12 protein-coding genes are annotated in these 12,428 nt (G+C 40.7%); all 12 read right to left on the bottom strand.

Going from position 1 to position 12,428, the window contains the following annotated elements; translation table 11 throughout:
* Positions 1-9 precede the first annotated feature (9 nt).
* A complete protein-coding gene (locus GHD25_RS06245; RefSeq protein WP_164215513.1) occupies positions 10-1,116 on the bottom strand; it encodes a BMP family lipoprotein in 1,107 nt (368 codons plus the stop codon).
* Positions 1,117-1,323: 207 nt separating this feature from the next.
* Positions 1,324-2,049 (bottom strand): GntR family transcriptional regulator, encoded by a 726-nt coding sequence (locus GHD25_RS06240; RefSeq protein WP_164215512.1) that lies wholly within the window; start codon positions 2,047-2,049, stop codon positions 1,324-1,326.
* A 214-nt stretch (positions 2,050-2,263) separates the two neighbouring features.
* Complete coding sequence (locus GHD25_RS06235; protein WP_164215511.1) at positions 2,264-4,540, bottom strand: FtsK/SpoIIIE family DNA translocase; 2,277 nt, start codon at positions 4,538-4,540, stop codon at positions 2,264-2,266.
* Between the two features lie 126 nt (positions 4,541-4,666).
* Positions 4,667-4,873, bottom strand: a complete 207-nt coding sequence (locus tag GHD25_RS06230) for a YlzJ-like family protein (protein WP_164215510.1) — start codon at positions 4,871-4,873, stop codon at positions 4,667-4,669.
* Positions 4,870-5,607, bottom strand: coding sequence for a ClpP family protease (locus GHD25_RS06225; RefSeq protein ID WP_164215509.1), 738 nt, complete (start codon positions 5,605-5,607; stop codon positions 4,870-4,872). Before GHD25_RS06225 ends, GHD25_RS06230 begins: the two co-directional genes overlap by 4 nt.
* A gap of 257 nt (positions 5,608-5,864) precedes the next feature.
* Positions 5,865-6,740, bottom strand: a complete 876-nt coding sequence (gene dapA / locus GHD25_RS06220) for a 4-hydroxy-tetrahydrodipicolinate synthase (RefSeq protein ID WP_164215558.1) — start codon at positions 6,738-6,740, stop codon at positions 5,865-5,867.
* A 94-nt stretch (positions 6,741-6,834) separates the two neighbouring features.
* The gene (gene dapG, locus GHD25_RS06215) at positions 6,835-8,073 is read right to left on the bottom strand and encodes an aspartate kinase (RefSeq protein ID WP_164215508.1); all 1,239 of its coding nucleotides are present in this window, start codon (positions 8,071-8,073) and stop codon (positions 6,835-6,837) included.
* A 24-nt stretch (positions 8,074-8,097) separates the two neighbouring features.
* Entirely contained in the window at positions 8,098-9,138 is a 1,041-nt protein-coding gene (locus GHD25_RS06210; RefSeq protein WP_164215507.1) for an aspartate-semialdehyde dehydrogenase, read from the bottom strand.
* 48 nt (positions 9,139-9,186) lie between these two features.
* Positions 9,187-9,792: a dipicolinate synthase subunit B gene (dpaB, locus tag GHD25_RS06205; protein ID WP_164215506.1), complete on the bottom strand. Its 606-nt coding sequence runs from the start codon at positions 9,790-9,792 to the stop codon at positions 9,187-9,189.
* Positions 9,793-9,828: 36 nt separating this feature from the next.
* Positions 9,829-10,698: a dipicolinic acid synthetase subunit A gene (gene dpaA / locus GHD25_RS06200; RefSeq protein WP_164215505.1), complete on the bottom strand. Its 870-nt coding sequence runs from the start codon at positions 10,696-10,698 to the stop codon at positions 9,829-9,831.
* Between the two features lie 149 nt (positions 10,699-10,847).
* On the bottom strand, positions 10,848-11,090 hold the full coding sequence (locus GHD25_RS06195) for a YlmC/YmxH family sporulation protein (RefSeq protein WP_164215504.1): 243 nt from the start codon (positions 11,088-11,090) through the stop codon (positions 10,848-10,850).
* A 96-nt stretch (positions 11,091-11,186) separates the two neighbouring features.
* The gene (locus GHD25_RS06190; protein ID WP_164215503.1) at positions 11,187-12,398 is read right to left on the bottom strand and encodes a M16 family metallopeptidase; all 1,212 of its coding nucleotides are present in this window, start codon (positions 12,396-12,398) and stop codon (positions 11,187-11,189) included.
* Positions 12,399-12,428: the final 30 nt, after the last annotated feature.

Here is a 12,428-nt window from a genome sequence, read left to right as displayed (position 1 = left end):
TCATTCTGCTTATAAGGAGTCAATAAAACCTTCCAATTCATCACGTGTCTGCGGTACTTCTATTTCGCCATTAATAATTCTTTCTTTCCAGTCATTCGTTGTGTCTACAATTTCTTCTGTAATGGCTTCTTCATTCGTATCAGCCAGGGAAACCCCTTCATCCTCCAGTCCGAATTCCAGTACTTCCCCTCCAGGGAATTCGCCGTTAAGTCCCATATTACTTACTTCCTGTACGGATATGTCCACGCGTTTAACCATAGAAGTAAATGTCACATTATGATCGCCAATGACGCCTTCTTCATGTTGGTCACGGTCCACGCCAATTACCCATACATCACGGTCCGGATCATTTTGCTTTAAGTCTTTTGCCTGGGCAAATACACCGTTTCCTGCAGCACCGGCTGCATGGTAAATAATATCTGCGCCATCATTGTACATCCTTGTTGCAATCAGTTTTCCATCGTCGGCCGAACTGAAATCCCCAACATATTGAATGTCTACATCAATATCCGGATTAACTGAAAGCGCACCGGCAACAAATCCTACTTCAAACTTATTAATTAGGTCTGAATCAACGCCGCCTACAAAACCCAATTTATTCGTTTCCGTTTTCATTGCTGCAGCTACCCCTGCCAGAAATGAACCTTCATGTTCAGCAAAAGTGATGCTGGCCACATTTGGCGCATCTACAACAGTATCCACAATAGAGAAATCCAAGTCAGGATTTTGCTCTGCAATATTAGTAATAGCATCCTCCAGCAGGAAACCGATTCCAAAAACCAAATCATAATCATTTCGCACTAAACGTGTCATATTCGGCATGTAATCTGATTCATCCGCCGATTGTGCATAATCAAATCCTTCTCCTCTTTCCAGGCCATGCTCTTCGCCCCAGGCCTGGATCCCTTCCCATGCGGACTGGTTAAATGATTTATCATCAACGCCGCCTTCATCTGTAACCATGCCAACAGAGTAATCCCCGGAAGATTCTTCCCCATTTGCACCATCTTCTGCAGCGGAATCATCTTCGGCACCTTCCCCGCCGCCGCAAGCAGCCATAAGCATGCCAAGTCCTAATATTAATGCGAACAATAAAATGAACTTACGATTTTTCATACTGAAAACCCCCATTTTTGTAAATTAATCAATTCAGAAAAAATCCCATCATTAGTATTTCCTTTAATCCTGCTATTACTCACCACCCCCTTAGTAAAACTCTCATTCGTTCGGCTGGTTATTTAAATATTTGGACGTGGAAATTCCAGATGCAGCTAACCAATTGCTTTGCTGAAATTTTCAAACTTTCCTAACTTAAAGTCCATGCTACATCCTTTTCCTTACTACCTCAAACCGGAAAAAATCTGAGCGAAAGTAATTTGACGAGTATAAAACAGGCTCATCTTTTTCTGTATAATGTAACTGCTTCAATAAAAGCAGGGGCTGACTGGGATCACAGTTTAAAATATTAAATATCCGCTGCTGGTAGCTTACAGGTTCAATCCTTGTCAAAGCATAAGACACATGTATATTTGCATATTTTTCCAGTGCTTTAAATAAAGATTCTTCCCTTTTAATACTATTTTGCGGCAATAAGTTTTCAGGAAGCTTGTCGATGCAGAAAACCACCGGTTTATTATCTGCTGTGCGCACTCGCTCAATTTTAAAAACAGACTGCAGCTCATCATCGGCAAATTGTTCCTTATCTTCAGCAGATAGTTTGGTTACTTCTGAAGTTATGTATTGTGTCCCGGCTTTTTTTCCGGAATCCTCTATCATGGCAGTAACACTGTTTAGCTGTTCAATACCTGATGAAAATATTGGTTTTGGATTAACAAATGTACCTACCCCGTGTTTTCGAAAAACAATATTCTCTTCTTCCAGAACTCTCAATGCTTCTCTCAAAGTAGCACGGGATACACCAAGCATTCTTGACAGTTCATATTCCGACGGCAGTTTTTCCCGCTCCTTATATTTCCCCTCCTTCATATCCCGTTTTAGCTGATCAATGACCTGTAAGTATAAATGTCGTGAATCTGGCCGGATAGACATATGTGCTCCCCTTAATATATAGTTGTAAATTCAAAGGTCTGACCTCTGACGTATTACTTTCATCCTACATAAATATATCACTATTAGATAAATAAATAAATAGGCCGGGCGTAAATTCATTAAAAAACTAATTTTCACAATAAATTTATTCATATTTAACTTTCATCGGATCTAAATAAACCCGGCATCATTTTACCGGGTTTATTTAAAGCGATTATGATGTTTTTTCTTCCTGGGATTGAGTTACCAGCACCGTTCTTGGTTTGCTGCCTTCATATGGACCAACGATTCCCCTGTCTTCCATTGCATCTATTAATCTTGCGGCTCTTGTATAACCAATCCGGAACCTGCGCTGAAGCATGGAAACACTTGCGCTTTGCATTTCTATGATGAGCTGGACTGCATCATCAAAAAGTTCATCATCTACTTCATCCACGATTTCATTTGTATCCTCAGGGATCATTTCCTCCTGGTATGAAGCTTTTTGCTGGTCAATACAATGGTCTACAACCCGTTCTACCTCTTCATCGGATAGAAAGGCACCTTGTATCCGCGTAGGTTTTGATGCGCCTACTGGCAAAAACAGCATATCCCCCCGTCCCAATAGCTTTTCGGCACCGCCTGAGTCCAAAATTGTTCTCGAATCGGTTTGGGAAGAAACACTAAAGGCTATTCTGGAAGGAATGTTCGCTTTAATTACACCGGTAATTACATCTACGGACGGTCTTTGTGTCGCAATGATTAAATGGATCCCGGCTGCCCTTGCCATTTGGGCAAGTCTGGTAATTGCATCCTCTACATCACTGGAGGCCACCATCATCAAATCAGCCAGTTCGTCTACCAATACGACGATATATGGCAAGTTAGGCTGCTGTTCATCTGAAGTCTGATTATATTTCCGGATGAATTCATTATACCCCTCTATGTTCCGGGTTCCGGTTTCGGAAAATAATTCATACCTTCTTTCCATTTCGGCAACTACCTTCTTTAATGCCCTGGAAGCCTTTTTGGGATCGGTAACGACCGGAGCTAGCAGATGTGGTATGCCGTTATAAACATTTAATTCCACTTTTTTCGGATCAATCATCATCATTTTAACTTCATGCGGTTTTGCACGCATCAAAATCGTTGTAATAATACCATTTACACAGACACTTTTACCGCTGCCTGTTGCACCGGCTATTAATAGATGCGGCATTTTACTTAACTCTGAAACTATGGCATCTCCGGAAATATCCCTGCCTAATGCGAATAATAGTTTGGAAGTTTGGTTATTTAATGTATTATCCATTACTTCCCTTAGTGAAACCATGGCAATTTCCTGGTTTGGAACTTCAATCCCAACAGCAGATTTTCCGGGAATCGGCGCTTCGATACGTATATCTTTTGCGGCAAGCGCCAGCGCCAGATCATCGTGAAGACTTACAATTTTACTCACCTTTACCCCTGCTTCAGGATATACCTCGTATTTTGTTACAGCAGGACCGACATTCACTTTTGTCACTCTTGCCCGAACACCAAAACTGTGAAATGTCCGCTCCAGCTTCCTTACTGTTCCCTGTATTTGTGATTTTTCCTGGTGCTGGGCATTGTGGGCAGGCTCTGCAAGCAAATCCAATGATGGAAGCGTGTAATCACGGTTTTCCGTTTCTTCCATCGTCATATCTCCGATTGCGTCATCTTCCGTTGTCTCGCTGGTTTCTTCCACAGATTTTTGCGCTTTATTTTCATCTGCTTTTTCCTGTTTGAACTCCTCCGCTGCATAAGCAGTATCAGTAAAAGCCTGAATAAAAGGTTCATCCCTTTCATCAGCCAAAACTTCCTCCACTGTACCGTGATTGACACTTGCTGTCTTTTGCTCTTTTTTCTCCAGCCTGTAGTTTTGCCATTTCTCATTCAGGCATTTTACCATATCCGAGAGCTTCATACCGGATTTCCTTGCTAATTCACCTAAAGATACTTCTGTCATAAACATAATACCAATAATCATGGAAAAAACAGCTGCTATCTTTGCTCCGACAAGAGAAAATAGATAGTAGGAAAAAGTGAAAAAAAGCGCGCCTGCCATTCCTCCGCCAATAACTTGAGCAGAGGCCTGTCCGCTTAAATAAGTAAAAAACTGATCCCAGGTTGTTGCAATGATAGATATATTTTCACTTACTACTAAACTTTCATATACTTGGATATGCGTAATGAGTAAAAGTCCAATAAAAAAGATAACGAAACCGACCATTTTCCTGTTGGAAAAATCAGGCTTTCTTCTTTTCACTACTAATATGATTCCTGTGATCAGTAATATAACGGAGGCAACAAAATACCAAATACCCAGAAAGAATCGAAAAATATGCTCCAGACCGCCGGGAATTACGCCATCGCTAATCGCACTGGCTCCACTGCCAAAAATTGCAAGAAATATAAAAAGCAGCCCAATCAATTCAAATTTCAACTGTTTTTTTAACTTTTTGCTGCGCCTCTTCTTTTTACGAGCCATTCTTCCACCCCCATATGTACAGGAAAGCTTATATAATATAAAGACTAAACCCTTGCCGGGAAAATGACAAGGGTTATTGTTTCATTATACCATAATCAGGTAAAGAAAAGCATCGTACAAAGAGTGCTAAGATAAAATAGAACCCGGTGTGAATTTCTCATCCAGAAAATCCTGGGGATCCGTGGACATGAGCTGTAAGAGCTGATAGGACCCATCTTCCATTTGTTCTGCATAAACCGACCTGCCTTCATAAGATATAAACTGGCGGTTATTATATGAGGAGTTTGCCGTAGGAAAAATGTCTTCCTGTGATAATGGCGTATATAAAATCATTGAATCACCTGCTCATCCATATCTTTATTTTTGTCAATCAGCTCATTGACTTTTTGCATCGCTTCTTTCACTCCGCCGATCCCGTCGATTAATCCGTAATCAACTGCATTGGTCCCCACCACATTTGTCCCTATGTCCCTTGTCAGATTCCCTTTGGCAAACATTAATTCCTTAAATTTTTCCTCTTTAATATTTGAATGATTTACAACAAAATCAATTACCCTTTCCTGCATCTTATCAAGATATTCAAATGTTTGCGGCACCCCGATAACCAAGCCCGTTAAACGTACCGGATGGATTGTCATCGTTGCAGTTGGTGCGATAAATGAATGATTGGCAGCTACAGCTATAGGAACACCAATGGAATGGCCGCCGCCTAAAACGATGGATACAGTAGGTTTTGACATAGAAGCAATCATTTCCGATAATGCCAGTCCCGCTTCCACATCTCCTCCTACAGTATTTAATAATATGACCAAACCTTCAATTTTTGGGTTTTGTTCAATGGCTATAAGCTGTGGCAATAAATGTTCATATTTTGTTGTTTTATTTTGAGGCGGAAGCTGAACATGTCCCTCTATTTGACCGATGATAGTCAGTACATGCACATTGGAATCAGGAGCCTGAGCTACATTTGATTGGCCAAGCTGCTGGATTTTCTGAACAATGCCGGATTGGTTTTCCTGCCCTTCATTCGGCTGCTGTGTTTCTTTTTTTTCATTTTTATTATTCATTTACGAACACCCCTCTTTATCAATTCCTGCTACTTAATATGTACGTAAATGACTTTTGCCATGCACAGATATGCAGATATAATTAAAAACCATTTTCCAATATAACATTAGATTTTTAAACTGTCCGAGGGATAAGACGCTCCAGCGTTCATCCGGAAAATAACACAGCAGCAGACATTAGAGAACATGGTTGTCATCAATTCTTCATGGGATTTAGAAAGCTTCCTTAACGCAGAAATAAAAATACCGGCTGCAATTCAGCCGATACTTTTATGGATGATATCCTCCAGGGTATTCTTTTCTTGTTCGTTAAGTGGGATTAATGGGAGACGGACAGTTCCTGAATCAAGACCATTTAGCTTCAGGGCTGTTTTTACAGGTACGGGAGAAGGAGAGGAAAACAAGCCGTTCATCAAAGGAAGTAATTTCCGGTGCAATCTGCCGGCTTTATCGACTTCCCCGCGATAGAAATACTCCATCATTTGTTTCATTTCGCTGCCTATAATATGAGAAGCTACGGACACTGTACCATTAGCACCTACTGATAACATCGGCAATGTCAGGCTGTCTTCACCGCTGTACACACTGAAGTCATCCTTTGTCCGCTCAATGATAATGGCAGTCTGGTCCAAATCGCCTGAAGCTTCTTTTAGTGAAACAATATTATCAATTTCACTTAATCGTATGATGGTTTCTGCATTCATTTTCACCACAGAACGTCCGGGTATATTATACAGCATGACGGGTAAAGAGGTCTGCTCTGCAATCGCCTTAAAATGAGAGTATATACCTTCCTGGCTTGGTTTATTATAATATGGTGTGACAAGCATAACAGCATCCGCACCGGCTTTTTCTGCCTCTTGTGTTAATCTGATGGAAGCTTTTGTATTGTTGCTCCCTGTTCCCGCTATAACCGGCACTCTTTTTTTCACCACTTTAACTACATGCTGAAACAATTCCATTTTTTCATCAACAGACAGGGTCGGCGATTCACCGGTAGTGCCAGCAACAACCAGCCCATCCGATGAATTCCGGATTAAATGTTCGATTAAAATGGTTGTTTGTTCAAAATCAACTTCCCCATTTTGTTTGAACGGAGTAACCATCGCCGTTAATAATTGACCGAAGTTCATTTTAATCAGCCTTCTTTCAAATTGATGCATATTTAACTGCCTGGATAATACCAGGCAGAATTCTTGAGGTTAGTACCATTCCATGAAAAAAGGTTTATTTTGTCCTCGGGGCAAGCAAGCGTTCACCCAGGCCGAACACATCATGCAAAGCATTTACTGCCTTTTTTAAATCTGCATCATGTACAAGCACCCAAATAGTCGTATGACTGTCAGCTGATTGCAGAATTTGAATTTCCTGTTCGGTTAATGCCTGAACAATTTGGGAAGCGACACCGGGCATTCCCGTCATGCCGGCACCGACTGCAGAAACTTTTGCACAATTTCTTGTGATTTCCGGGTGAAATCCCAACGTCTCCAATATACGAACTGCTCTCTCTGTTAGTGCATCAGGTACAGTGTAGATGACACCGGTTGGTGAAATGTTAATAAAATCAACGGAAATCCCGGCCTCAGCCATTCCTTTAAAAACCTCGGACTGAAGTCGATAAACTTCCTCTTTCGTCTGTACTTTGATTTGTGTAACAGAGGAAATATGGGCAATACCGGTAATTAGTCTTTCCGAAATATCTTTCCCCATTTGCTGTTCTCTTGAGGAAGTTACCAGTGTTCCTCCATTATCCGCATAGGTAGACCTGACTTTCATTGGGATTTTAGCCTGCATGGCAATTTCCACAGCCCGCGGGTGTATTACTTTTGCTCCCTGATATGCTAAATTGCAAATTTCCGTATAAGTCACGATATCAAGCGGTCTTGCTTTTTCCACAACACGCGGATCCGCAGTCATAATGCCATTGACATCAGTAAATACCTCAATGCGTTCAGCCAAAAGGGAGGCTCCAAGTGCAGCAGCTGTTGTGTCACTACCGCCGCGGCCGATCGTCGTAATATCTCCGGCTTCCGTCTGGCCCTGAAAGCCTGCCACGATAACTACATCGTGTTTTTCCAATTCATTTAGAACCCGATCCGGCTTCACTTCTTTTATTTTTGCCCGGGTAAAATCCTCCGTAGTGATAAATCCTGCCTGTGCTCCCGTTAAAGCAATCGAATCAATGTGATGGTTCCTTAACTCATTGGAAAGTACCACGGATGAGATTACTTCACCGCAGGACATAAGCATATCAAGCTCGCGCTCGGAACTCTTATTTCCCGGAAAATCAACCAGATCCAGCAGCGTATCTGTAGCATACGGATCCGGTTTTCTGCCCAGCGCGGATACTACTACCACAAGCTTATAGTTGTTCCTCAGTGCTTCTTTAATATGTTTTATTACATGGGTTCTGTTTTGATCAGATTGTACGGAAGTTCCGCCAAATTTTTGAACAAGGATTCTCATGTTTCCACCTCTATTAGTAATAGGCTATTTATTCTCTATTAATGCTTGTGCTATTTGGACTGTATTCAATGCCGCACCTTTCATTAAATTATCTGAAACCACCCACAGATGAAAGCCTTTTTCATGATCAGGATCTTTTCTTACCCGGCCGACAAATACTTCCTCTTTATCTTCAGCACTTAAAGGGGTTGGGTAAGTCTGGGTCGCCGGATCATCCTGTAAGACAATTCCCTCGGCATTCTCCAGTGCTTTCCATACATCATCGATCTCAATGCCATCCTTTTCCACTTCAATATATATACTTTCGGCATGTGAAGTAAAGAAAGGCAGGCGAACACACGTAGCAGCAACAGGCAATGCCGGAGCATGCATAATTTTTTTCGTTTCATTGATCATTTTCATTTCTTCAAAGGTATACCCGTTTTCCTGAAATACATCAATCTGCGGAAGTGCGTTAAATGCGATCGGGTAATGTTTCTTATCCCCTTTTACAGGAAGAAGTTCAGCATGCAGCTCTTGATTGTCCAGATAATCCCTGCTCTGCGCTTCCAGTTCTTTCACCGCCTCGGCTCCAGCACCGGAAACCGCCTGGTAGGTTGACACAATTACACGGTTTAAACCGAATGTATCCCGAATTGGTTTTAAAGCTGCTACCATTTGGATGGTAGAGCAATTTGGGTTCGCTATGATACCCTTATGATTTTTTATATCTTCTTTGTTTACTTCAGGTACAACCAGCGGCACATCCTCATTCATTCTGAATGCACTTGTATTATCCACAACTACTGCTCCACGCTTTACTGCTTCGGGAGCAAATTTTTTGGAAATAGAACCACCTGCCGAAAACAATGCTATATCTATTCCTTCAAAACTGTCCGGAGCGGCTTCTTCCACGGTAATTTCCCTGTTTTTAAAGTTTATCTTTTTTCCAGCCGACCTTTTGGAAGAAAGCAGTTTTAATTCTTTTACGGGAAATTCCTTTTTCTCCAGCAGCTTCAGTATCGTTTCTCCAACTGCTCCCGTTGCTCCAAGTACTGCTACATTGTATCCTGTATTTTGTTCCATTCTCTTGTTCCCACCTTATATAAAATTACATTTTGTTCTTATAATTTTCTATTCTATCATACTCTGCTGCATATGCGGAACAATTACAGGCTGAAGTTGGTTAAATTGGAGTGCTTCCTCTACTGTATCGCTTAATAAGTCCATTTTTGCCACCAGTGAATTTGGCTTTTTATATGGATTATCCTGTCCAAACGGGATGAAATAAATTAATTTGGTTGCCATGAGCCGCATTAAATTTACGCCATTGAGACCTAATGCATCATTTGTGGAAATACCAAGTACAACCGGCCGGCCATTTCTCATGGTTGCCTTTGCCGCCATGAGGACTGGGCTATCAGTCTGGGCATTGGCAAATTTGCTCATCGAGTTTCCTGTTAACGGGGCAATTACCATGCAATCCAATGGGTATTCAGGTCCCAGCGGTTCGGCATCAGGCATATTATCAATGACTTTTTTTCCTGTGATGGTTTCAATTTTTTTAATATGATCTGCTGCTTTGCCGAATTTTGTGTCAGTATTTTGGACTGTATACGTTACCACAGGCACTACTTCCGCTTTTAGTTCCATCAGTTTTTCCAGCTGCGGAAAAACTTCCTCATACGTGCAGTGGGAAGCCGTAATGCCGAACCCGATTCTTTTACCTTCTAAACTCATCATTTAAAACCCCTTCCTGTTTTAAAAATAAATGATTTATTTACTTAAAAATTGTTTAATCACATCAGCAAGTATTTTTCCTGCTGTTTTGGGAGCCACAATTCCCGGTAAACTTTTTGCCAAAATAGCTTTTATCCCGCGTTTTTCTGCATAATCAAAATCTGTTCCGCCCGGTTTGGAAGCCAGATCAAAAATTAATGCGTGTGAAGGTAAATGCTTTATTTCATTTTTGGTTATAATTTTATCGGGAATTGTATTAATTAATAAATCACAATTATTTGTAAAACGGTGGAGTTCATCTAAAGGGATAGCAGTTAAACCCATTTCGGAGATTCTGGCCAGGTCTTTTATATTGCTTGCACTCACGGATACTTTAGCTCCCAGTGCAGAAAACTTATTTGCGACCGTATTTCCCACTCTGCCAAATCCGGCAACGATAACGCGTGAGCCATGAATGGTGTAATCTGTATGTTCAATTGCCATCATAATTGTTCCTTCTGCAGTCGGAATGGAATTATATATGGCCACGTCATCCCTGTTTAATAAAGGAATTAACTTTACATTTGCTTCCTTTGCGGCTGCATTTAAATAAGCACTCGTATTTCCGGTAAAAATAAATGCTGATTTATTTAGCTTCTGAAACCATTCTTTTTCAATCTTTATTGGCTGGTCTGAAAACACTGTTTCCACGTTGCCTCCTGAATCTGTTCCGGTGATCGGCAATATGACAGCATCAAGTTCTGCGGGATTTAATTCGTGAAACTCCATTTGTTTTAGACCAGTAAATCCTTGTTCTAGTCTTTCAAAGCCTACAAGTATAATTGTTGTGTCTGAAAGTGATTGCAGCTGTCTGATTAATTCCAGGTAGCGTGCGTCCCCTCCTATGACAGCAATTAATTGATTCATTATGGTTAAACACCCTCCAAACTTGCACTTCCTTTTATCACTTACTTCTTTATAGCTTATGTGGTTGTAGGCTGTTAGTGATAAGTAGTTGGCAAAAACCTTGCAAAAAGGCTGATATCACGTGGATACCAGCCTTTTTGAATCAGTTTCTATTCGAATTCATCTGCATCAATGATAATCATATCTTCTCCAATTTTACGTATGGACTCCCAGCGTATTTTTGTTTCCTCCCCTTCTTTTTTTAATCCAAACCACTTATAATTTGGAATAACAAACGCTTCGATTTTCCCTGTTTTCTCATTAATTTCGAGATCGGTTTGCCCCAATATACCGAGCCTTGACCCTTTGTTTACATTAACAATTTCTTTTCCGCTCATATCTTTATATCGCATATATCCAAACCCCCGCCATTTATCCTATTAAAAAGATTATGATCAAGGTTTGTTATTTATAACCGGAGTTAATGATAACTCACCCAATATAATTTGTTATGGTGCAATTAATGCTTCGGAAGATGGCCTGTCAAATACAGCTTTAATTATTTTATTTATCGAATCATGGGATACGGCATCAATTTCCTCGATCGTTTCATCAAGGGTGCGGTGCCTTTTAAGGAGCAGTTCGTTCTTTCCGTTACGGCTCATCCGGCTATTTGTGCTCTCCAGACTGAGCATAAAGTTTCCTTTTAACTGCTCTTTGCTGTTTTGTAATTCTTTGTCTGTCAGGCCGCCGTCTATTAATGTATTTATCGTCTCATCAATTGTCTCTCTTAGTAATGGCAGCTGTTTATTGCCGGTTCCTGCATAAATCGTCAACAGACCATTATCCAAAAAAGATGAGTGGTAGGAAAAGACTGCATAGGCCAGGCCCTGTTTTTCCCTTATGTCTTGAAATAACCGGGAACTCATGCTGCCGCCAAGTACATTATTCATAATGATCAAGCTGTAAATATTTTCATTGCCGATGGACAGTCCATCAAAGCCAAGACATAAATGTGCCTGCTCTGTATCTTTATTCTTTTCTATATTCTGAGCTAAAAAAGATGGTTTTGTAATGGAAGCCGGATCATGTTTTGATTGATATGAACCGAAATGACTTTCAATGGAACTGATAAACGATTCATCCACATTGCCCGCTACGGATATAACGATATTTTCAGGCGTATAACGCTCTCTAATATAATTTCTGAGTGTGTCCGGCGTAAACTTTTTCAATTGTTCTTCCGTACCCAAAATAGGGTAGCCCAGCGGGTGTTCGCCATAAGATGCCCTGGCCAATAGATCATGGACAATATCATCCGGCGTATCTTCATACATTTTTATTTCTTCATATACTACTTTTTTCTCCCTTTCCATCTCTTCTTCATCAAAAGAAGAGTTAAAGAACATATCAGCAAGAATTTCCAAAGCAAGTTCCTTATGTGTATCAAGTACTTTTGCATAGTAGCAAGTATATTCTTTTGAAGTAAATGCATTCACCTGTCCGCCTATCGAATCAAAAGCTTCGGCGATGTCCTGTGCTGACCTGGAATCGGTGCCTTTAAAGAACATATGCTCCAGGAAATGGGAAATCCCATTATTTAATTTCGTTTCATTGCGTGATCCCGTTAAAACCCATATGCCGATCGTAACGGATCTTACAGATGGAATTTGTTCCTGGACTATCCGAAGTCCATTTGGGCTTGTATGTTTTTGTATCAATCTTTTGCCTCCTAAAATGTGTATCACATA

It is taken from the genome of Virgibacillus aidingensis, from assembly GCF_010994035.1.
GTDB lineage: Bacteria > Bacillota > Bacilli > Bacillales > Amphibacillaceae > Virgibacillus_N.
Note: the sequence above shows the minus strand (reverse complement) of the source record. Positions and strands in the feature narration are given on the sequence as shown.